Source organism: Cellvibrio sp. BR (assembly GCF_000263355.1).
GTDB lineage: Bacteria > Pseudomonadota > Gammaproteobacteria > Pseudomonadales > Cellvibrionaceae > Cellvibrio.
Genome location: NZ_JH668201.1, coordinates 518326 through 539989, shown reverse-complemented (window position 1 = coordinate 539989; position 21664 = coordinate 518326). Strand labels below are relative to the sequence as shown.

Here is a 21664-nt window from a genome sequence, read left to right as displayed (position 1 = left end):
ATTAAATACACTTTTTTAGAGTTCAAACGCTACTTTACTGTGGCTTTTATCTGCCCCACCAACCGAACCGCTACCCACACCAACGCCCCCACCGCACTAATCAACACCAACCAAAATAAAATAGTTTTCCAATTTATATCTATTTGGTGACGGGCAAAGGAGCCAAGATTAGGGTTCAGGGGTTCTGCGGTTACGGATTCCCATTGCACGTCTTTCCCTGCCATAAGTTGCGAGAATATTTGCGCGCTAACGGCTTGGTGGTCGGTGGTGGTTTGGTTGTCTATGGCGATGTTATAGGGGGCGGTGTTGTTGGCGATAAATTGTAAGGTCTGTGCTGTGCGGTGAAATACCAGCGCAGGTGTTAGCGTGGTGCGCACTAATTCGTTGAGTTCAACGCGCCACTGGGTATCGCTATTGCTGTAAATACTAATGGCGTCGCTGCGCTGCCATTCGCTGCCGACTTGGGCGTTAAACCAAATACCTTGATGCACTAATTGCCAGGGTTGTTTGCTGCTGCGACGGGAAAAAACATTGAGGCTATCACCGTATTGAATGTTGCCTAAATTCAGGCTCACTTGACTAACCGGAGCGATATCGTCGCGGGTAAATTCCCATGCGGCGACGGCTGAATTATTGTTGTGGCGTTCAGCGTGTAAAGCAGAGCTTTGTTTTTCTGCCAAGGCTCCCTGCACTTCCCAGGTGTCAGCGGTGGGTGCGTTGGCAATTTTATCGGTATTTTCAATATGAACGCTGGTGAGTTTTAAATTGTCGCCACCGCGCGTAAATTTTAAGCGCAAATAGGCATATTGCATTTCATTCAGGTTTAGCGCGATTTTATTGCGCGTTAAATACTCGCCCTCTTTCTGCAATTGCACCAGTGTGGTGTTGGTGATAGGTGTCCAGTTGGTCATATCATTGGTGCCACTGACCTCCACTTCCAGATATTGATGCGCCTCGTTAATCGGCCAAAGAATAGCCAAGCTGTCAACACGGGTTCTTACATCGCTCAAATCCACCACATAAAAATCGGTAGCGGCAGTTTGGTTTTCCGCTAAGGGGTTGTTGCCCTTCTCTACACTGACGGAAATTTCGTTATCCGCCAAACGAATAGAGGCGCTGCTTAATATCAACAAAGTTTCTGGCGATGCACCGACCGGCACCGGGAAATAACGCACAGGCGTTTGTTGCGTTTGCACGCTGATTTTTGTATCCGGCGCGCTAATGCGGTACGGCAGCTTATTGCCTTGTTGATCGGTAACGATTAAATCTTTTAATTGTGTATCGGCACTGTAGCGATAAATATCGTGGGTTAAGGTAGTTTGCACATAGCTGCCAGTGGCAGCGTCAATTTTATATACGGGTATTATTTCAGCACTACATCCCGCACTAAAACCCAGTGCTATTGCAATTGTTGTTAGATACTTTTTAACGGAATTCATTTTTTACCTCTTATACAAATCGCACATTGGCAGAGTATAAGTTTGCTGTTAGGGGCTTTGTTTCGAAACCCTCAAGTCAGGGACGACTTGAGGGAGCTATAGGGATGTATTCATGCGTTTTCGAAACAAAGCCCCTAATCGCAAACGATTTCGGAGTGCGTTTACTCAGGCTCTACCGCTTTTGCTTTCGCCGGAATCGGTGATAAATAACCAATCAGTAACATTAATGCACCCACGGCCATAAACGACACAACACCTGCCAAGGTACCTGCGCCGCTTAAATCTTTCAGGAATAGTTTTGCGACTATCAGGGCAAGTAAACCGGCGCCGAGCATCCAGAGTTTGCGTTCTTGCAGACGGCGGGAAATATTCATAACAACCAACGCGCAAATCGCCCACAAAATGGAAAGCGACATTTGTACGATGGCAGAATCCCACATTACTGCGGCGACATAGTCCACAGCCGCGTAATGGTGAATTGCACGTAGCAGCACCAGGTTAATCCACACAAAACCCAAACCACCGAGCAAGCCGTAGCGCAACTCGGCGGGTGCTGTGTGCAAATTAATAAAGCCGCGCTTAATGGCATAAGCAACAATCGCCAATACAGCGGCTTGTGCTAAATCCAGCGGATTGAGTATGGGTAAATAAAATTGATTGGTGATACCGGAATAATGTGAAGCAACAACAAACCAACCGAGTAATAACAGCAACAACGGCGCAGGAATATAATTTTTATAATCCGCCGGATAAGCCGCAAACGGCCAAATGGATTTAGGTGTGAAATACAGCAGCGCAACCAAGGGCACAACCAAACACGCAAACCACAATACCGCCGCACTGGTGCCATACCATTGCATAACACCCTGCCAGTGACTTGCCTCCCAATACACCAGCGTGAATAAAAACCACGCGCTTAAAATGTGCCACACACTTAATAAACCGCCGGGTGACAATTCGCGACGGCTCCATAAAAAGCGATATTGCACCGCAATAAATAAACCAAGCGCCAGTAAACCCCAACCCTGCGAGGGATAAACGCCATACCCGATAAATAAGCCTTCGCCAAAATTACGCAGCGCCCAGAGTGACGTTAAAGGCAATAACCAAAAACCGAGCGACGCCAGTGACGGCCAACTTAATTTTTTACTTAACCCAATTACACCGGCAACGGAGACGGCAAAAAAACCAATCAGCGCGGCAAAATGCTGCTCGCCCGCCACATGGGCACTTAACTCCATATAACCCGCGTGCAACCACCAGAGCCACGCAATAATTTGCGCAACAGATGCCAAGTGTTTTTCGCTCGACCGCAACGCGGTAATAAAACGATCTGCAGTGAAGGCAATCGCCAGTGCGGCGACAGACAGGATCAGCAAGCCGATAAAATCACCGCGAATAATAGGCAAGGAACCAGCACTAATACCGTCAATCAGCAATGACACCGCCGCCGCGATATACAACAAGTAACCGGCACAGCGCGGTAGCAATCGCTGCTGACGCAAACCGACCCAAATTAAACCGGCGGCCTCCAGGGCCCAAGTTGCAGATGTCCACTGCGCGTCTAACGCCAGCGGAATGGTGAGCGTGGCAAAGGTCACACCCAAGGCGATAAAAGATTCAATCAGTACCCGGTGGGTTTGTTGGTATTTTGCCCAGAGCACGCGCGCCAGCGTGATATAAATTATCGCCAAAATTAATGCACTAATCGCCAAGCCGTATTCAGTGTGTTTAAGCAGCGCAGTTTGCAAACCGAAACCGACAATCGGCAAACCAAATACCAAACTGCCATCCACCAAACCTTTTAAGTTGGGCGGTTGTTTGAGTGAAAATAAAATCGATACGCTTAAATAAAGCGCAAAAAACGCGAGCAAAAAAGGCTGGGTGCTGGCATATAAATGCGGCTCGTATTTCAATACGCCCCAGAGCGAGGTAATTACAAAGGTAAAAACAAAGCCGACCCAATTGAGCAAGCGCCAGGTTTTAAACCAGGCAATGGCGAGAATGCCGAGGTTAAGTAGCAGATAAAAACTAAACAGCCCGACATGATTCCCGGAACTGTCCGAGGTGAGAATGGGCGCAAGAAAACCACCAGCGGTGGCCATTAGCGCCAGTACTTGTGCATTTTGGATAACGGCGAGTAGCACACCCAGCGCAACAATAATCAGCATTAATACCAGCGCAACACCAGTAGGCATCAGTGCATACATTTTGGCCGCCGCAAATACCGTGAGGTACAGCGCACCAATACCACCGCCCTGCAATACCAGCCCGTAACCACCCTCACGGTCACGGGTTTTCCAGCCGAGCCCAATTAACACCAGTGCAATGCCAGCCACTATCGCCATGCGTAATTCCAGCGGAAACATGCCTTGGTTCGCGGCGTACTTCACTAAAAAACTCAAACCAAAAAACATCACTACCATGCCGATACGCACAATAGGATTGCCTTGGGTGAAAAAATCCTTGAGATATTGCTGCAGTTTTTCAGCGGCTTTTTCCACTGCATTGGGCTGGCGAGGCGGGCGCTCATAGCGCGCCGCTGCGGGTTGATAAACAGTTTGTGATTGCGGCACTGTTGTTTGACGTGCGGCAGTTTGTGGCGGCAATTGCGGTTGCGCCGGCGGCAACTCAATACCATGCTCCTTTAAGCGCTCATCCAGCAGAGTTTGGTATTGAGGAGCTTGGTGTTGAGGAGTTTGTTGCAGCGGCTCCGGCTCTGCATTGACAGGCGACACTACCGACACCGACTGTGCAGTAACAGGTTGCGCAATCGGCGCGGGTGGAATCGGCGGGGATTGCAGTTGTTTTACATCGCGCTGAAGGCGCGTAACCTGACCGCTGAGTTGAATGATTTTGGTGATCAAAAACCCCAGCGCGCCGCCAATCAGCCAACCATTTTCATAAAATGCCGCTTCACCCAAGCCCATCCCGACCAAGGTGAAAATAATCAGTAAAACCATAGAAATTCCTTACGTGTATTTTTATTTATTATCATCAACAAGCACTTGTACCGTTTTCAGCGGTTCCAACACCTTTTCATGCTCCAACTGCCAACCGACGGAAGCACAGAGTTGTTGCATCATTAGTTGAATTTGTTTTTGCGCAATTTCGGGTAAATCGCTCGCTTGCGCTTTGTCCTGCATCAGCTTTTTGGCTTCGGCGAGAATTTCGGTGTAATCCTCGTTATCAAACTTATTGAGCAAGCCTTGGTTGATGTCATAGAACTTGTAATCGGTATCGATAGAAATAATTTCAGGGTCGGCAAAGTGCTCGATAACCAGCGTGCGGCTTTGGTGATCGCGGCGAAAACGCATTTTGGCAAAATCGTAACCTACCGATACTTTTGCTTTGGCGACGACCAAGGCCTTGCTGTTAGTTTTGAAAATGCCAAAGAAATCTTTTTTGGATTTGTGATCGTATATTTCGGTGAAATAACCTTCGGCTAATACCACCTTAAACACCTTTTCGATCCGCTCCAACAGCACAAAGGATTCAGCAGCAACATCCTGCTTGGCAGGTTTAAACTTTTTGGCGTAGTACCAGCTAAATGCCTGCCAGGCCGCAACCCCGCCAATCAACATGGCCACTATAAAAACGAGGAAATCCATCAGGTTAGTCCTTAATTAACAAACACTTGTCAGCGACAAAAGCACACTCGAAGTCGCAGCAGCTTAAACGGGCTTGGCGTCAAAGTCTAATTGCCGCAGCCGAGGCTTGATAAGGTAGAATGCAACCCCCGTAACGGCATAGCCCGACGAGATTCCATGCCCGACTTTACTGCCACAACACCTCACATTATTCCGCTTGTTTATCAACCAGACTCGGCCCACTGGTTCGCTCTGGTGCGCCATTTACCCCATGCTGTCTGGCTGGATTCCGGCCGCCCGCAGAGCACGTATGGGCGCTTTGATATTATCGCCGCTGCGCCGCAGTGCTTGGTAGAAACACGTGGGGCGAACACATCTATTCGTTACGATGATGGACGCACAGACGAATCTGCACTGGATCCGTTTTATCTGCTCAAGAAATATTTACCAGCCGATCAATTACCCGAACATTCAAATAGCAACCTACCTTTTATTGGCGGCGCACTTGGCTATTTTGCTTATGACCTCGGCCGCCGCTTGGAAACCATGCCTAATCTTGCGCGAAATGATATAGCGCTGCCGGATATGTCGGTCGGCATTTACCCTTGGGCGATTATTCAGGATCACCAGCATAAAACCGCTTGTTTAGTCATCAATACTGAGCTGGGTCAACGGCTTGGCGATGCTTATAACTTTTTGGAAATCGAGCAGCTCTGCGCCTCAGCCGCTAAAAACCCAGCGTTCCACGAAGCTATAAATTGCATTAAGAGTGTTCAAAAATCGTTCAAAATCAGTGAGTTTGAAAGCAATCTTAAAGTAGAAGAATACCAACAAGCACTGGCGAAAATTCACGACTACATTCGTGCGGGGGATTGTTATCAAGTCAATTTTGCCCAGCGTTTCAGCGCTGAATTCAGCGGCGATCCGCTTATTGCTTACCTCGCCCTGCGCCAGGCACTGCCCTCGCCCTTCTCGGGTTTTATGCAATTGGAGGCCGGTTCGGTGCTGAGCTTATCGCCCGAGCGGTTTATTCAGGTGCGTGACAAGCGCGTGGAGACCAAACCGATTAAAGGGACGATCAAACGCGGCGCGACCCCCGAAGAGGATGCCGCCAACGCCGAATGGCTGCAAAACAGCCTGAAGAATCGCGCCGAGAATGTGATGATTGTGGATTTGCTACGCAACGATTTGAGCAAACACTGCGCACAAGTACGGGTACCCACACTCTGCGAACTGCAGACCTTTGCCAACGTACATCACCTGGTGAGCACCGTGACCGGTGAGTTAACCCCCAATGCCACCGCCCTTGACCTGCTACGCGATGCTTTTCCCGGCGGCAGTATTACTGGCGCGCCGAAGATTCGCGCCATGGAGATTATCGAAGAGTTGGAGCCCACCCGCCGCTCGCTTTATTGTGGCAGCCTGGGATACATCAGTGCCGACGGCCAAATGGATACCAGCATCGCCATCCGTACCTTGGTATGCGATGGCGACAAAATCCACTGCTGGGGCGGCGGCGGCATAGTTGCAGATTCAGAAACCGAGCAGGAATACCGCGAGTCCATCGCTAAGGTAAAAGTGCTGATGGATACACTTGAAAAAGAGTTTGGTTCTTAAATTTGAAGCCCGTTTTCGAAACACGGACTCTTCTTTCAAAAACGCATGAATACATCCCTGTAGCTCCCTCAAGTCGTCCCTGACTTGAGGGTTTTGAAAGAAGAGTCCGAATTCCGAAAACTCAGTGCCAATTACAAAACATCTACCCCATCAATAGAGGAGAAAATAATGCTTATCCAGGATCATCAAATCGACTTAAACACCCCTACCGGCGTTATGCGCTGCTATGTTTATCGCCCCAAAAACACCCCCGAAACCGCCGGCAAAAAATTCCCTGCGATTATTCTTTACTCCGAAATTTTCCAACAGACCTCACCGATCCGTCGCAGCGCCCAAATTATGGCGGGCCACGGTTTTATTGTGATTGTTCCGGAAGTGTTCCATGAGTTAAACCCAATCGGTACCGTACTGGGTTACGACGATGCCGGCCGCGATAAAGGCAACGCCGATAAAGTCGCCAAAACCCTGGAAGCACACGACAGCGATACTCAGGCGATGATCGATTACGCGCAAACACTGGATTATTACTCCGGCAAAATCGGCGCTATGGGTTTTTGCTTGGGCGGTGGTTTGGCGTATCGCGCGGCCATCAACCCGGCCATCGCGGCCACTAGCTGTTTTTATGCAACGGACATTCACTCCGGCTTAACACCCTCCAACCCCGGCAATGAAAGCCTGACTCGCACCGGTGAAATTAAAGGGGAATTGCAGATGATTTGGGGCAAACAAGACCCGCATATTCCGCCGGAGGGGCGCGCAAAAGTTTATGCCAACCTGGTTGCGAAGGGAGTGAACTTCACTTGGCATGAGGTGAATGGTGTGCATGCTTTTATGCGCGATGAAGGCGAGAGATACGATGCAGAGTTGCAGCTGTGGGGTTACCAAACAGCACTGGGCATGTTTAAGCGAGTGCTGTACTAGTAGCAATAGTGACAAAGGAGGTGTCACGCTATGGCTCAACCATAATATTTTGTAACAAGATCATTAGATGATAGTCCAAGTGAAGTGGGTATTGAACTAAACGTTAAAACACCTGATTCACCTTGGAGTTACGATGAAAATACCAACTCAAAAGAACAATAAAATCCTTACTGAACTGGTTATCGGAGCACTGATTATTATCCTCCTCAAAGGGATGTTTTTGTTGGGTGTTGGCGCCACAAAACAGCAGTGGGCACCGCCCTTAATAGAACTCAATCAACAGCAATAAAAAAGGGGCAATCATATGAATGATTGCCCCTTTTTGCGTTATAGCGATTAAAGCCCTAATTACAAACTCAGTTCACGATTACTCGCTTTGATAAATTCTTTCTTCAAATCTTCGTAAGTGTGAACCGCCGGGAATTGCGGGAATTGCTCGATCACATTTTGCGGTGCATGGAACAGAATGCCTTGATCCGCTTCGCCCAACATCGTCGTGTCGTTGTACGAGTCTCCAGCGGCGATTACACGGTAGTACAAGGTTTTCAGCGCTAATACAGATTGACGCTTTGGATCGCGTTGACGCAGGGTGTAGCCAACCACCATGCCGCGCTCATCTATGTTCAAACGGTGACACAGCAGTGTTGGGAAACCCAATTGGCGCATCAGCGGTTGGGAGAATTCATAGAACGTGTCCGAGAGGATGATCACCTGGAAGCGCTCGCGCAGCCAATCCACAAACTCAACGGCGCCCTCGAGCGGCTTGAGAGTGGCGATCACGTCCTGAATTTCTTTTAAGCCGAGGTTGTGCTGCTCCAGAATGCGCAGGCGCTGCTTCATTAATACATCGTAATCAGGGATGTCGCGGGTAGTGGCTTTAAGCTCTTCAATGCCGGTCACTTTCGCAAATTCAATCCAAATTTCGGGGACCAATACACCTTCCAAATCCAGACATGCTAATTCCACAACAACCTCCAAGACGGTTAATAATCAAGCTATTAGGGGTAAAAAGAGTGGCGGCAATCTACCCTTTTTACCCTGCTAAAGCAAACCTGAATACCGCGCATTACTTGGGCTGGAGGCGGCGCCTCTGGTATCCTTACTGCCTCTTAAAAAGAATGACCGTGAGTAGCCACCATGACCGATAGCCAAATCAATCTTGTTGATCTTGAAGCCAAGTTGCAGCAAGAAAGCCCCCAGAAAATCATCAAATACGCCCTGAGCCAGTTCGAGAATATCGCGATTTCTTTCAGCGGTGCCGAGGACGTAGCGCTGATCGAAATGGCGCGCAACTATCGCCCCGATGTACAGGTGTTTTGCCTAGATACCGGCCGTTTACATCCCGAGACATATCGTTTTATCGAAAAGGTACGCAAACACTACGGCATTAAGATCGATGTAGTGTCACCCGATGGCGACGACGTGCGCGCACTGGTGCAAGCGAAAGGCCTGTTCAGTTTCTATGAGGACGACCACAAAGAGTGCTGCGGTATTCGCAAAATCGAACCGCTACGTAAAAAACTGCTGACAGTGGATGCCTGGATTACCGGTCAACGCAAAGACCAAAGCCCTACCCGCGCGGAAATTCCTGTCATTCAAGACGACAAACTGTTTGCCCGCCCTGGCGACAAACTGACCAAGTTCAACCCACTGGCTAATTGGTCATCCAAAGAAGTGTGGGATTACATTCGCATGTGCGAAGTGCCCTACAACGAATTGCACGAGCGCGGGTTTATTTCCATCGGCTGCGAGCCTTGCACCCGCCCCGTTGCACCCGGGCAACATGAACGCGAAGGCCGCTGGTGGTGGGAAGAAGCCACTAAAAAAGAATGTGGTTTACATGCGGGCAATGTGAAGTAACTGCTTGTGAATGGAACATTTAAAAATTAGGACCTGAAAAAAACGCCCGGTTTAAAAAACCGGGCGTTTTGCTTTCGGGTGTTTATTTACGAACAAACGGGGGGGGCAAAAGAAAAACTCAGCGCAAAAGAAAATCTAGTTAGACATTTTAGCGATAACACCCAAATTACAACCTGTCACTACGTAACCGCCGCTAATCGACTGAACCTCATTACAGAGCCACAGATTTTTGGGCCAATTGGGAATCCCCAATAATAATTGGCTCGGGCTACCAGGGCTGGCATCCATAATATAAATGGATTCCAATAACAGCCAGGATGAACCTGCACTCATTGAACTTGCATAAATATCAAAAAAGTTAAAACTGAAGTCATTTATTGAAACTGGCTCAGGTAAATCAATAATAGTTTCTTTAACTGCGCCGGGTTGCTGGCCACTGACAGACTCCCAATTACTTCCCATGACCGTTAATTCGAGATCCTGATTGGAGGAGCTCCCACCACGCGCACCAACAATGGTTACAAACTTGATTTTAGAAACCGCCATAACTCACTCCTTTTTTAAGTCAAAAAATTGCCAAATACTCAGGCCACCTCGCACTGAGTAGCAAGTGTTGAGCATAGGAGCCTCGTTATGAGTTGTCTATCGATATGCAAATTGTTCATCGATATTGGCGCGCAAACCAATATTTTTCACAGTTACAACAAACTGAAAAAAATAGAATTTTTATGTTCATTAAAAAACCTCATCCAACGTACAAGCAGCCAAGGCTTTCTCACCAAGAGACTGCAAAAATGTTGGCAAGCATTCAACCGTAAACTCCGGGTTATTCGCCTCACGCTTTCCATCATGCATTAGTACAATGTCACCCGGCTCAATGGTTTCGAGCCGCCGGGCGATGCCCGCTTTATTGCCGAGCATGCCCCAATCGATAACACTACGGCTCCATAAAACCGTCCTCATCCCCTCCAGATGTGCCTGCCTGCGCATCGCTGCACGCAAACGCCCAAAAGGTGGACGAAACCACCGGGGTGTAATTCCAGTAACCGACTTAATTATGCTGTTAGTTTTGCTAACTTCCTGCTGCGCACGCAAAGGTGACATCATCCACGGATGACTGTGGCTGTAGGTATGATTACCAATCCCATGACCCGCTTTCAAAATTTCATATACCAAACCGGGAAACTGTTCCACAGCTTCACCCAATACAAAAAATGTGGCTTTTGCATTATGGTTTTCCAATACCTCAAGTATTTTAGGTGTGTATATTGGATCGGGGCCATCATCGAATGTTAAACAAATAGAACAACGTGCATGGACATTTGGAATGCCCAATTTATTAAGGTGACTTATAGCACGAATGGGCGGCGGCAAAAGTAAATGTGGCAGAGGCTGCAGTTCACCGCGTTTACTTTTGGGCAATAAGAAGTTCATTTTCTTGCGAGTCCGGGGAAAAGTATTTAAGTAAATTACGACGAGTTAACCAATAAGCATAAGGTTGTATTGGTTTTTTTCCGGATAAAGCAACATGAGGGAAAAAGACTTGTAATAAGAGTTTAAAATACAAGGCTTGAAAAAAGCTAAAAATTGAATTGGGTTTCGGTTCAATTAAAAACCCCAACCTTTCTCCGTGAGGGGGTAACCAGCTAATTCCATGCAACACTTTAACTCGCTTAAACCTTTCATTTTCATCAATGTGCTTGGCCAACTTCCCCAACGAGGACAGCAATAACTTGCGAAAACGCAAGGCATTACGAATAGAGTGCTGAGGGTTAGCGGAGGAACCGATAAAACATTCACGATTAAAATGCAAAATGATTAGCCAGTCGCCGGGCTCAATACAACTTCCATCATTCATTACGCGCCGCTTACCCGAAAATTTCTCGAAAGAAAAACTTAATAGCTCGTCGAATTTTTCTACGCCATGTTTGCGGCGCCAATAACCATCGTACCAACACATAAATCGGTAAAATAATGAATTTTTCATAGCTCAACCAAACTTACTTCCTCTAAATAAGCCATTTCTTTCTTACGCAGAATTCTTTCCACTTCCACTACCAATTCGCGGGCCGAGTTGGGGCGCCCCAAACGATAGGCATTTCGTTTCATATCCCCCAAACGCTCTGCATTGCTAAATATTTCGCGCAGGGTTTGAGGCAATTGGTCTAACTCAACCAGAAGCCCGGCTCCTCGCTCCCGCAAAAATTGCACGTTGTGCATCTCCTGCCCGCCCAAACAACAGGTAGCAATAAATGGTCGCCCGCATGCGAGGGTTTCGCTCACCGTTAATCCACCGGGCTTACCAATTACAACATCGGCAGCACAGATTAAATGGCTAATGTCATCACACCATCCAAACACGCGAAAACGGGATGGATAATCCAGCGTAAGCGCCTTTAATACCTTTTTCTCAGCAGTATTGTTGCTGGTAGTAACCAGCACTTGATAATTAAGCGATTCATCGTCAAGCAACCGTTTAACGGTATCGAGCACACCAATACCACACTGGCCACCGGTTATTAAAATGGTCGGTTGTTGATTGAGGCCCAGATCCTGCTGGGCTTTTATTTGCGTGGGAATATTGGTGAACGCAGGCATTAACGGAATACCCGTTACACAAATACGATCTTCCGCTATGCCTTTACGGCGCAGTGATTCAGCCGCTTCGTCATGGCTCACGCAATATAAGCTGGTTGTATTACGAACCCAAAGGCCGTGTGTACCGTAATCAGTTAACACACCAATTACCGGCTGGGTAATCGCCCCTTTTTCAATTGAACGCGCCAACAATGCATTGGGATACATTTGGGTTGCGATCAAAAAATCAGGCGCATATTCGTTCACGAATTTTTTTAAGCGCGAGGCCAAAATGTTATATATCAAACCAAGCAAACCCTGCAAAAGCAGACGCCCGGCAGGAATTTTTTCGCGATTACAAATACTGTTGATTAAAGTATTAAACAATGCGCTGTCGAGACTTTTGTAAGACACCGGCAGCGTAAAATGGGAGCGCTCTACGGCTTCCGGAAAAAATTGCTGTTGCTGCTGCGCTAAAAATTCAATCAATGCATTATCCGCCGGTATTTTTCCCGCAAGTTGGCGATAGAAATTTTTATCCAAATCATAGAGTTTTTGATACAAATCCGGCTGCTCAGCCGTCATCCGCAAGTAGCCGCCTTGAATTGCCTCGCTTACTTGTGGGTCGATAAGGCTGGTAATGTCCAAATATTGCGTTTCAATATCCGGATAACGGCACCGAAGCGCCGCGTCGATTGCTTCTGCAGCCCGGGTATGTCCATAGCCGGGGCTAGAGGTAAGAAATAAGCACTTCATAATATTTCCTTTCTAAAAGTTCCTGGTTTGAATAGACACACAACGCCTTTCAGCCAAGAACAGCGGCTGACCCCCACATAAACTATGGTTGTGCATTATTGGCGCACGATATAACAGCGAACAAATCCGCTTCTGTACGCTATACAACATAGCACCATACTCAGCAATGGCACCTCAATCTTCGCTACACCTTATTTCCTTAATTCCTGAGTAAAAACCTGCTTATCTCAAAAAACTTCTGTATGGAAAAATACAATACTTTTTCAAAAATTATTCCCATAGGTTAGATACCACACCGAAAAGCAAAATATTGTTATTCAGAATCAGTCAGTGGCAGGTGCCAGCATTCACTGCTACTTGCCTTAACCTTAAGGATTAATTCAAAAGAGGTATTCAACAATGAATATTAAAAACATTTTTTCCCGTACAACCTTGATTTTTATTTTTGGTGCAGCATCCAGCCTGGCGTTTGCTGTTGATAAAATTGATGCGGAGGACTTTGTTGAGGAGGCATCTGCCAAGTCAATTGCAGAAGTAGAAAATGCGAAACTCGCCCTGCAAAAGTCAACCTCACTCGACATTCAAAATTTCGCCCAACAAATGATTACCGACCACTCTGCAGTAAACATTCAGCTCACCAGTATTGCTGGCCAAAAGAAACTGGATGTATCAGATGAAGCAGCACTCACCACCAAAGCTAAAAAATTCATGCTTGAACAGCGCGATGGCGACTCCTTTGATGAAGCCTATACAGAAAATCAAGTTGAGGCTCACGAGGATTCAATCGAATTATTCCAGCGCGCCGCCATGTCTGATGATGTAGAACTTGCCAAATTTGCGAAACAAACACTGCCAAAACTACAACACCATTTAACAATGGCGAAAGAGCTGGCAGCAGCGCACGACAAAGATTAAACCAGAAAATCCTGCATGCAGCGCAACTGCACTGCATGCGGCACTGCCGATTTCAAGGCGAAAAATTACTTCATACCTGTAGAAAGGGGGAACTGATTATGGCTATCGGTAGCAAGGAAAAATATACAGAAAAACAAAAACGAAAAGCCAAACACATCGAAGACAGTTATGAGGAAAAAGGCTTTTCCCCTAAAAAAGCGGAAGAAATTGCCTGGGCTACGGTAAACAAGCAATCAGGCGGTGGCGAACTGGCAGGCTCGGGTACGACGACATCCGCAAAAGAAAAAGAAGCCGCACGTAAAGATTCAGCGAAAAACGCCGCTGAAACCAAACAAGCAAAAGCAGAGCCCAATGCACTGGAAACACAAACAGTTGCTCAACTGCGTACAAAAGCCCGCAAAGAAAACATTAGTGGCCGGTCATCCATGAACAAAGCAGAACTTATACAAGCGCTGCGACGACATTAAACATCCAACATGAGAACTTTACTATGAACACACATGAACAACGAATCCGCGAATTTGCCCATCAAATTTGGGAGTCCGAAGGCTACCCTATTGGTCACGAATATCGTCATTGGGAAATGGCATGCAAACTGGCCGAAGCCCAAAAAAATACGTTTCCGGAAGAACAAACCACCAGCGAGATAAAAAGTGTAATTGCCCCGGACGAACCGTTTGACCCCAACCCAAGACCGGAAATTGAGCCCGCACCACCCAAACCTGAGCAACCCGCGAAACCCAACGTCCCCGTGGACCCTATATCACCGACCGAACCGCCACCGCATATATCACCAACCCCACCGCCTCAACCCATCCACCCCACTGACCCGGTGCAGCCCGGCAACCCCGATCAGCCGATACAACCTTACGGGCGCATGCAGCAGCAAGAAAATAAATCCATACGACGTTAACGTCGTGTTTTTATCGATAAGTTGGGTGCCACACAGACCAAAAACCCATTCAATATTTAGTATTAATCACAGGCGGGTAATGCAGCACCAATACAAAAACCTGCCGGGATTTAAAACTTTCTGAAATTTCAATCTAAAGGGTGATTACTATGTCTACACTACCTGATAGTTCAAAATCTCAACTCAACAACGGCAAAGAAAAAATACCCGAAAGGTACCAAGATATTGTCGATGAATTTAAAACATGTATCGATGATTTGGAAAATCTGGTTAAACACGCCGCGTCGCTAACGGGCGATGAGCTAGCACAAGCAAGAGTCATGATTAACCAAAGAATTAATCGCGCTAAAAAATTCATTGCTAGCGCCAGCGAAACCGCGCTCCAACAAGCCAATAAAGCGGCGACAAGCACCAACGAATATGTACACGAGAAACCCTGGACTGTCATAGGTACGAGTGCGGTAGTCAGCTTTGTGCTTGGAGTTTTGCTCGCGCACCATGATCAAAAATACACCAGATAAAACATGAGAGGGGTAAATACCCCTCTTTTATTTTTACGTCAGCCATCCCACCATCTATCAACTCATAGTGATATTAATTCAGATCTTTTCCGTTCGTTTATTAAAATAAAACTAAACCAATTGTTATTTTAAAAACCAAATAAAACTTTTTATTTAATTTTAAAGCTTTTAGTTGCTGTGTTAACTTTCGTACAGATGAAATCAACTCCCACTTATATAGTCCAGCTACACGAAAGCACTTTTTAGCTGCCTCTCGTTTTACTCGCTTTATTCACGTTAACTAGCAGGAGACTTCACCATGAACTACGAAACTCGCGACACTTATGGCATGTATAAAAATACTTATGACAATGGCCCCGGGCCACGTTTAATGGGGGCGGACACCTTGATAGGTAATGATGTGTGCAATCTTGCCGAAGAAGATATTGGTGACATTAAAGAAATCATGCTGGATGTGCGCACAGGTAATATTGAATACGCCGTGTTATCTTTTGGTTCGTTTCTGGGTATGGGCGAAAAACTATTTGCGGTGCCCTGGAGCGCATTAAAACTCGACACTGAAAACAAACGCTTCTTGCTCGACATTAACAAAGAGCGCCTGCAGAATGCGCCTGGGTTTGATAAAGACAACTGGCCGGATTTGGCTGATAAAACATTCATTAACAATCTGCATACTTATTACGGCACCAAACCTTATGAGGCTCGCTTACGCGATTAATTATATTGGTTATTGCCAGCCTCACAGAAAAACCCTCGTATTAACGAGGGTTTTTTATTAATAACAGAGTGCTTTCCATTTAATAGCAAAGTGCTAATTCATACAGCATCAGTGTAATCGCCCACCGCAGCCTTGAAGATTTGTGCCGCGGATTCTGTTTCCTCCGCCGATAAAGTTTCAGTCACAACAACCAGGCTTCCATTCACTATTGCATCATGTACGAGTGCCGATAAAGGTTTGGCTTTTTCGGCGGCGCCCACACTCGCACCAACAAATCCCCCTATACCGGCGCCCCACCCCAACATCACCAAAGGCGCAATCAGTGGGCTTGCAACAAATAAAGTAACGTTAGCCGCAACCATTGCTACTGTGAGCAAAGCCCCCACACCCGTACCAACTACGGTTCCTATTGCGCCATCAACAACAATGTCTTTCAACACGACATCACTACTTTCTGTTGAAGTATGTGCAGGAGGCGCAGAATCTTTATCAAAAAGATGTACGCGTTCCAGTGGCAAACCCGCAACCACCAATTCCGAAACCACTTTTTCAGCCTGATCGCGATGCGCAAAAACACCGGATACATAATGGCGATAAGTTTCCATCATTTTCTCCTTTTCTGTAAGTATAGAGTGGCGTGCAATGCATCATTTTAATATTGCAAACAAAAATTTATCTGTTCGTTTACGTACTTATTGCGGTAATTTTTTCTATGCATACATGGAACAATAAAAAAAATTGAACTATCAACAAAAAATAGAACTCTCATAACTCAATTATCACTAAACCTCTCGATTCAAATAATGTGAAGCAGATTCAAAAGTACCGAATATTGTTATGCAGAATGGATCGAGGTTATTGATATGTTAACTACCCAACAGACCTAAATTGTTATTCGCCGGATCATCTGTAATCTAACGCGCCACATACTCCCCCAGTAATCAGAGGGGTTAATTTAATCTCTTCCAATACACAGAAGCGTCCTTCAAGACAGCTGATTATTCTTTATCGTCATAATCACAGAAATAGCAGATTGCAAATCTTATTCCCCCAACAGAGCCACCAATATCAGGATAGTGAGCCTGTGACGATGTAGTAGAGTAAATTTTATGAAAGCAAAAGTTACACGAAGGAATATGTTTTTACTCAGCGTGCCCACCATTATCGTAATAGCTATAGCGGCAACACTTTTCTGGTTTTTTGAGAAAATGAAAACAGCCGATAATGTGCGCATGAAAACCACGCTGGCTATTGGCAGTGCACAAAAAATAATATCGCTCTTAGTTGATTCTGAAATGGGAACCCGTGGATACATTTTGACCTATGACGAACAATTCCTTAAACCCTATTTAGAAACCAAAGACACCATAGAAAATGAAATTAGGCGTTTACGTGCAATATCCAGCACAGCAGAGACAAAGTCAAAAGTAGATAAAATTGCCCACCATATAAAAGAAGAATTGGATTTTTTGGAGACCACCATTTCAGATAGTGGAAAGGAACATTCAAACGATATCATCCTGCGGTTTACCAATGGTGAAGGCACCAAGCGGATGAATAACCTGCGCACCGCACTCAATGAGTATCAACAGCTTCAAAACAATAAGCTTCAGCACTACAGAAGCGAACATCGCAAATACATGAGTTATCTATTTGCCTTTATTGTGTTAGTAAGTATATTTTTATTATTGTTTGCGCAAGCGTTTGCTTATGGAATTTATCGAAATATTCACCAGCGCTTGATGAACCTTATCCATTTGGAAACAAAACGTTCATTAGACAAACAAGAAGCCATGAACCAACAATTAAACCTGGCTTATATTACCGTACAAGATAGCGAAAGAAAATTTGAGGTAACGCTTAATTCCATCGCCGATGCGGTTATAGCAACGGATTGTGAAGGCTCTGTTACCTTAATGAATCATGTTGCCGAAGAGTTAACAACCTTCACTATTGGGGTCGCTGCCGGCAACTCAATTTGCAAGTATTTCCACATTGTGGATAAAGAAACACGCGATCCCATCTTAAACCCCGTATTAGAAACACTATTGCATGGCTCCACCCAAGGCGGAAACAATAATTTATTAATGTTACCGGATGGCACTGAATACAATATCGCTCATAGTTGTGCGCCAATTCGCGACCGCGACGGCCAGATTATTGGGGCGGTATTGGTGTTCCGCAACATCACCGCAGAGAATGCGGCGCAACAAGCCCTGCTCGATAGTACAGCGCGAATTAAAACGATATTGGATACGGTAATAGATGGAATTGTTACATTTAATGCGCGCACCCAAATAATTGAAAGCGTAAATACAGCAACCGAAAAGATCTTTGGTTACAAAGCGGCAGAATTGGTAGGTGAAAAAATAAGCATCCTTGTTCCAGAATTGGATGGTTCTAAAGGTGCTCTTGATTATTATCAAACCTCGCTTGAAGAGCGTAGCCGGGGAATTGTTCAAGAAGTTATCGGGCAGCAAAAAGACGGGCAATTTCTACCCCTGGAGATCGCCGTTAATGAAATGCGGTTGGGCGGAGAACGTTATTTAGCCTGCGTATTACGCAATATAACAGCGCGCAAACACGCAGAAGCCTTAATGCTTGAATCTGAATATCGTTACCGGAATTTATTTGAAACAATCGACGAAGGGTTTTGTGTAGCCGAGATTATTTACAAGGATGGCCAGCCAGTCGATCAATTATTCCTCGAAATAAATCCATCCTTTGAAAAACATAGCGGCTTTAAAAATGCACAAGGAAAATACGTAAGCGAATTCATTCCCGACTTGGGCGCCGATCTATTTGCGGTTTACGATCAGGTACTGCAAACCGGAGAACCCATTCGCTTCGAATACCAGGTTTCATCCATTCAGCGCTGGTTCGATATCTACACTTGCCGTTTGGGAAAACAAAGCAACAATAAAGTCGCAATTTTATTTACCGACGTTACGCAACGAAAAGTTTCAGAGCAAGCACTGCGCGAAAGTGACCAACGGGTTCGCTTGGCAACAGAGGCGACCGGTGTAGGCATATGGGAATTAAACCTCGCTAATAACCGCATGCGCTGGGACACACAAATGTTCCGCATTTACGGTTTAGAGCCCACGCCTGATGGAATTGTAAATCGCGACGTATGGCCAAAACATCTTTTACCCGACGACCAAATCGAACAGGAAAATTGGGATAAAGCAATCCATATGCAAAGAGGAGGTAGCAGAGAATTCCGCATCAAACAGAGCGGAACCAACGCGATTCGCCATATTCGCTCTGTTGAAACCTTGCGCACGGATGAAAAAGGTAAAGTCGAATCAATTGTGGGCACCAATCTTGATATTACTGACATTAAACGAACGGAAGAAACGCTTAGGGAAAGTGAACGTCATTTGCGCGCAGTTATTAACGCACTCCCCGTCGCCATATACGCCACTGATGCCGAGGGTAAGCTCACACATTTTAATCAGACTGCGGTTGATTTTTCGGGTTGTATACCGGACTTGGGAAGTGACAAGTGGTGCAAAGAGTTGCGCTTATTTCATTCCGATGGATCACCCATGCCTTACGACGAATGTCCCATGGCAATCGCTCTGAGAGAAGGCCGCGCCCTCTTTGGTGTGGAAGCAATTGCCGAGCGACCGGATAAATCCCGCGTAAACTTTGTGGCCCACCCGACCCCTTTGCGCGACACCGCCGGTAACATTGTTGGCGGCATAAATATGCTGATAGACATTACAGAACGAAAACGTCTTGATCAGGTATTGCTGGAAAATAATATTGAACTAAACAAGGCGAAAAATCTGGCCGAAAAAGCTAACCGTGCAAAATCCGATTTTCTTTCCAATATGAGCCATGAACTCCGCACACCATTAAATGCAATATTGGGGTTTGCTCAACTAATTGATGCCAGTAACCCGCCAATCACTGCTGCGCAGAAACGCAGCGTATTACAAATTCTTCAAGCAGGATGGTACCTGCTGGATTTAATTAACGAAATTCTGGACCTTACTCTCATCGAGTCCGGCCGACTTTCTTTATCGATGGAAATTATTTCACTTCCTGAACTTATGCGTGAATGCAAAGCCATGGTTGAACCGCAAGCACTGCGCCGCAATATCACCTTGAACTTCCCTGAATTCCATTCAGTATTTACCGTGAAAGCGGATAATACCCGTTTAAAACAAGTGCTTATTAACCTCCTATCCAATGCCATCAAATACAACCGCCCCCACGGAAAAGTAATAGTAACCTGTGAAAAACTTGGAACAGAGTCTGTACGAATTAATGTAGAGGACACAGGTGAAGGTTTATCATCAGAACAACTTTCACAGTTATTCCAACCCTTTAATCGCCTTGGAAAAGAAAATAGTAACGAGGAAGGAACAGGCATAGGTTTAGTGATGACCAAACGCCTAATAAAATTAATGAATGGAAATATTTCTGTTAAAAGCGAAATGGGAAAAGGAACTGTATTCACCATCGAATTATTGCCGGGTGAAGATATTCGCAAAGTATTGGTCAATAATGAATCTCTACTGATCCCCAAACCTCACAAACAAAATAACTCATCAAAAAGCACCCTGCTCTATGTGGAAGATAACCCGGCCAATCTTGCATTGGTAGAGGACATAATGGCAGCACAAACTGATTTTTGCCTGCTAACAGCACGCGACGGTTTTGCGGGTGTTGAGATGGCACGCTTGGCGCAACCTGACATCATACTCATGGATATAAATTTACCTGGAATGAGTGGCATTGAGGCGCTCAAAGTAATTGCCCAAGACCCACTAACATCTCACATTCCAGTTATTGCCTTGAGTGCCAACGCCATTCCCCACGATATTGAAAATGGACTTGAAGCAGGATTTTTTCGCTATCTCACTAAACCCATTCGAATTAACGAATTTTTGTGCACGCTCGATGACGCACGCGAGCTTACACAGATAAAAACAACCACGCGTAACAAGAGGACAGAGCATGAACATAACTAAGCAAGATATTCTTAATGCCAGCATTCTAATTGTTGATGATCAAGAAGCGAATGTGGCTCTGCTGGAAACATTGCTCAGTGATGCAGGCTATACCAATGTGAGTTCTACAATGAACCCAACGGAGGTGGGATCACTTTACCGAAAAAATTCTTACGATTTAATTTTGCTTGATTTACAAATGCCGGAAATGGACGGATTTCAGGTAATGGAATGCCTGAAAGTGAACATGGAGAACGACTACCTACCCGTTATCGTATTGACCGCGCAGCCGGGCCACAAATTGCGGGCACTGGAATGTGGAGCGAAAGATTTCATCAGCAAACCAATTGATGTGGTGGAAGTTAAAACACGAATTCACAACATGCTTGAGGTTCGTTTGCTGTATAAAAAAATGGCCGATTACAACCGCCTGCTGGAAGAAACGGTACAAGAACGCACTGCAGAACTACGCGAAAGTGAAGCGCGCTTTCGCAGCCTTACCGAACTGGCATCTGACTGGTATTGGGAGCAGGATGAAAATGGAAAATTCACCAAAGTATCAGGCCCTGTATTGGAAATGCTGGGAATTCAAGTGGATTCATTCTCCGACAATGAGCTGGACACCTACTCCACCAACAATAAAGAACTAACAGGATGGAATGAAGACGAACGCAAAGAATTACAAGAGATTATCGCCGCACGCCAACCGTTTATCGATTTTTCATTCAGCCGTACAACACCCACCGGTGAACGCAATTTTTACCGGGTCAGCGGCACCCCTATGTTTGATCACACCAGCCGTTTTATTGGCTATCGCGGAATTGGAATACAGTGCAAAGAAATGCCTTAACTGGAAAAGGTTAGTTCTAGTTT

The 21664-nt window shown here is 45.9% G+C and carries 20 protein-coding genes; 11 read left to right on the top strand and 9 right to left on the bottom strand.

The window, feature by feature from the left end:
* Nucleotides 1–29: 29 nt before the first annotated feature.
* The 3 genes from O59_RS07570 to O59_RS07560 all read right to left on the bottom strand — a co-directional run bounded on the left by O59_RS07570 (nucleotide 30) and on the right by O59_RS07560 (nucleotide 5050).
* Nucleotides 30–1439, bottom strand: coding sequence for a DUF3999 family protein (locus tag O59_RS07570; protein ID WP_007641196.1), 1410 nt, complete (start codon nucleotides 1437–1439; stop codon nucleotides 30–32).
* 161 nt (nucleotides 1440–1600) lie between these two features.
* Nucleotides 1601–4402 carry a DUF2339 domain-containing protein gene (locus O59_RS07565; RefSeq protein WP_007641195.1) on the bottom strand — a complete coding sequence of 934 codons (2802 nt, stop codon included), beginning with the start codon at nucleotides 4400–4402 and terminating at the stop codon, nucleotides 1601–1603.
* A 21-nt stretch (nucleotides 4403–4423) separates the two neighbouring features.
* Nucleotides 4424–5050, bottom strand: coding sequence for a DUF4230 domain-containing protein (locus O59_RS07560; protein ID WP_007641193.1), 627 nt, complete (start codon nucleotides 5048–5050; stop codon nucleotides 4424–4426).
* A gap of 156 nt (nucleotides 5051–5206) precedes the next feature.
* Between O59_RS07560 and pabB the strand changes: the two genes are divergently transcribed.
* The 3 genes from pabB (at nucleotide 5207) to O59_RS21685 (ending at nucleotide 7856) form a co-directional block, all read left to right on the top strand.
* On the top strand, nucleotides 5207–6646 hold the full coding sequence (pabB, locus tag O59_RS07555) for an aminodeoxychorismate synthase component I (protein ID WP_007641191.1): 1440 nt from the start codon (nucleotides 5207–5209) through the stop codon (nucleotides 6644–6646).
* Nucleotides 6647–6814: 168 nt separating this feature from the next.
* Nucleotides 6815–7567, top strand: coding sequence for a dienelactone hydrolase family protein (locus tag O59_RS07550; RefSeq protein WP_007641190.1), 753 nt, complete (start codon nucleotides 6815–6817; stop codon nucleotides 7565–7567).
* A gap of 133 nt (nucleotides 7568–7700) precedes the next feature.
* Entirely contained in the window at nucleotides 7701–7856 is a 156-nt protein-coding gene (locus O59_RS21685) for a hypothetical protein (protein ID WP_007641189.1), read from the top strand.
* Between the two features lie 59 nt (nucleotides 7857–7915).
* Here the strand turns inward: O59_RS21685 and thrH are convergent, their stop codons facing one another.
* Entirely contained in the window at nucleotides 7916–8533 is a 618-nt protein-coding gene (gene thrH, locus O59_RS07545; protein ID WP_007641188.1) for a bifunctional phosphoserine phosphatase/homoserine phosphotransferase ThrH, read from the bottom strand.
* A gap of 171 nt (nucleotides 8534–8704) precedes the next feature.
* Between thrH and O59_RS07540 the strand changes: the two genes are divergently transcribed.
* Nucleotides 8705–9427: a phosphoadenylyl-sulfate reductase gene (locus O59_RS07540; protein ID WP_007641187.1), complete on the top strand. Its 723-nt coding sequence runs from the start codon at nucleotides 8705–8707 to the stop codon at nucleotides 9425–9427.
* Nucleotides 9428–9562: 135 nt separating this feature from the next.
* On the opposite strand, the gene O59_RS07535 is transcribed toward O59_RS07540, so the two are convergent.
* From O59_RS07535 to O59_RS07520, 4 genes are all read right to left on the bottom strand, one after another.
* Nucleotides 9563–9973 (bottom strand): hypothetical protein, encoded by a 411-nt coding sequence (locus O59_RS07535; protein ID WP_040391702.1) that lies wholly within the window; start codon nucleotides 9971–9973, stop codon nucleotides 9563–9565.
* Between the two features lie 189 nt (nucleotides 9974–10162).
* Complete coding sequence (locus O59_RS07530; protein WP_007641185.1) at nucleotides 10163–10861, bottom strand: polysaccharide deacetylase family protein; 699 nt, start codon at nucleotides 10859–10861, stop codon at nucleotides 10163–10165.
* Entirely contained in the window at nucleotides 10836–11414 is a 579-nt protein-coding gene (locus O59_RS07525; RefSeq protein WP_007641184.1) for a hypothetical protein, read from the bottom strand. The genes O59_RS07530 and O59_RS07525 overlap by 26 nt, the downstream gene beginning before the upstream one ends.
* Nucleotides 11411–12760 (bottom strand): glycosyltransferase, encoded by a 1350-nt coding sequence (locus tag O59_RS07520; RefSeq protein ID WP_040391700.1) that lies wholly within the window; start codon nucleotides 12758–12760, stop codon nucleotides 11411–11413. The genes O59_RS07525 and O59_RS07520 overlap by 4 nt, the downstream gene beginning before the upstream one ends.
* A gap of 399 nt (nucleotides 12761–13159) precedes the next feature.
* Between O59_RS07520 and O59_RS07515 the strand changes: the two genes are divergently transcribed.
* The 5 genes from O59_RS07515 (at nucleotide 13160) to O59_RS07495 (ending at nucleotide 15827) form a co-directional block, all read left to right on the top strand.
* Nucleotides 13160–13675 (top strand): DUF4142 domain-containing protein, encoded by a 516-nt coding sequence (locus O59_RS07515; RefSeq protein WP_007641182.1) that lies wholly within the window; start codon nucleotides 13160–13162, stop codon nucleotides 13673–13675.
* Nucleotides 13676–13773: 98 nt separating this feature from the next.
* A complete protein-coding gene (locus O59_RS07510; protein ID WP_007641181.1) occupies nucleotides 13774–14142 on the top strand; it encodes a termination factor Rho in 369 nt (122 codons plus the stop codon).
* A 23-nt stretch (nucleotides 14143–14165) separates the two neighbouring features.
* Complete coding sequence (locus O59_RS07505; protein WP_007641179.1) at nucleotides 14166–14588, top strand: DUF2934 domain-containing protein; 423 nt, start codon at nucleotides 14166–14168, stop codon at nucleotides 14586–14588.
* A gap of 149 nt (nucleotides 14589–14737) precedes the next feature.
* Nucleotides 14738–15109 carry a YqjD family protein gene (locus tag O59_RS07500; protein ID WP_007641167.1) on the top strand — a complete coding sequence of 124 codons (372 nt, stop codon included), beginning with the start codon at nucleotides 14738–14740 and terminating at the stop codon, nucleotides 15107–15109.
* A gap of 298 nt (nucleotides 15110–15407) precedes the next feature.
* Complete coding sequence (locus O59_RS07495; RefSeq protein ID WP_007641165.1) at nucleotides 15408–15827, top strand: PRC-barrel domain-containing protein; 420 nt, start codon at nucleotides 15408–15410, stop codon at nucleotides 15825–15827.
* 98 nt (nucleotides 15828–15925) lie between these two features.
* Here the strand turns inward: O59_RS07495 and O59_RS07490 are convergent, their stop codons facing one another.
* Nucleotides 15926–16432, bottom strand: coding sequence for a hypothetical protein (locus O59_RS07490; protein ID WP_040391698.1), 507 nt, complete (start codon nucleotides 16430–16432; stop codon nucleotides 15926–15928).
* Nucleotides 16433–16936: 504 nt separating this feature from the next.
* Here O59_RS07490 and O59_RS20970 point away from each other — a divergent pair.
* Nucleotides 16937–20812, top strand: a complete 3876-nt coding sequence (locus O59_RS20970) for a PAS domain S-box protein (RefSeq protein ID WP_081489665.1) — start codon at nucleotides 16937–16939, stop codon at nucleotides 20810–20812.
* A complete protein-coding gene (locus O59_RS07480; RefSeq protein ID WP_007641160.1) occupies nucleotides 20799–21641 on the top strand; it encodes a response regulator in 843 nt (280 codons plus the stop codon). Before O59_RS20970 ends, O59_RS07480 begins: the two co-directional genes overlap by 14 nt.
* The last annotated feature ends 23 nt before the right edge of the window (nucleotides 21642–21664 follow it).

Coding starts and splice junctions, on each gene's coding strand:
- O59_RS07570 (WP_007641196.1), bottom strand. CDS start 1,439: ATGAATTCCGTTAAAAAGTATCTAACAACAATTGCAATAGCACTGGGT.
- O59_RS07560 (WP_007641193.1), bottom strand. CDS start 5,050: ATGGATTTCCTCGTTTTTATAGTGGCCATGTTGATTGGCGGGGTTGCG.
- O59_RS07480 (WP_007641160.1), top strand. CDS start 20,799: ATGAACATAACTAAGCAAGATATTCTTAATGCCAGCATTCTAATTGTT.
- O59_RS07490 (WP_040391698.1), bottom strand. CDS start 16,432: ATGGAAACTTATCGCCATTATGTATCCGGTGTTTTTGCGCATCGCGAT.
- pabB (WP_007641191.1), top strand. CDS start 5,207: ATGCCCGACTTTACTGCCACAACACCTCACATTATTCCGCTTGTTTAT.
- O59_RS07550 (WP_007641190.1), top strand. CDS start 6,815: ATGCTTATCCAGGATCATCAAATCGACTTAAACACCCCTACCGGCGTT.
- O59_RS07515 (WP_007641182.1), top strand. CDS start 13,160: ATGAATATTAAAAACATTTTTTCCCGTACAACCTTGATTTTTATTTTT.
- O59_RS20970 (WP_081489665.1), top strand. CDS start 16,937: ATGAAAGCAAAAGTTACACGAAGGAATATGTTTTTACTCAGCGTGCCC.
- O59_RS21685 (WP_007641189.1), top strand. CDS start 7,701: ATGAAAATACCAACTCAAAAGAACAATAAAATCCTTACTGAACTGGTT.
- O59_RS07565 (WP_007641195.1), bottom strand. CDS start 4,402: ATGGTTTTACTGATTATTTTCACCTTGGTCGGGATGGGCTTGGGTGAA.
- O59_RS07505 (WP_007641179.1), top strand. CDS start 14,166: ATGAACACACATGAACAACGAATCCGCGAATTTGCCCATCAAATTTGG.
- O59_RS07495 (WP_007641165.1), top strand. CDS start 15,408: ATGAACTACGAAACTCGCGACACTTATGGCATGTATAAAAATACTTAT.
- O59_RS07540 (WP_007641187.1), top strand. CDS start 8,705: ATGACCGATAGCCAAATCAATCTTGTTGATCTTGAAGCCAAGTTGCAG.
- O59_RS07520 (WP_040391700.1), bottom strand. CDS start 12,760: ATGAAGTGCTTATTTCTTACCTCTAGCCCCGGCTATGGACATACCCGG.
- O59_RS07535 (WP_040391702.1), bottom strand. CDS start 9,973: ATGGCGGTTTCTAAAATCAAGTTTGTAACCATTGTTGGTGCGCGTGGT.
- O59_RS07530 (WP_007641185.1), bottom strand. CDS start 10,861: ATGAACTTCTTATTGCCCAAAAGTAAACGCGGTGAACTGCAGCCTCTG.
- O59_RS07500 (WP_007641167.1), top strand. CDS start 14,738: ATGTCTACACTACCTGATAGTTCAAAATCTCAACTCAACAACGGCAAA.
- O59_RS07510 (WP_007641181.1), top strand. CDS start 13,774: ATGGCTATCGGTAGCAAGGAAAAATATACAGAAAAACAAAAACGAAAA.
- O59_RS07525 (WP_007641184.1), bottom strand. CDS start 11,414: ATGAAAAATTCATTATTTTACCGATTTATGTGTTGGTACGATGGTTAT.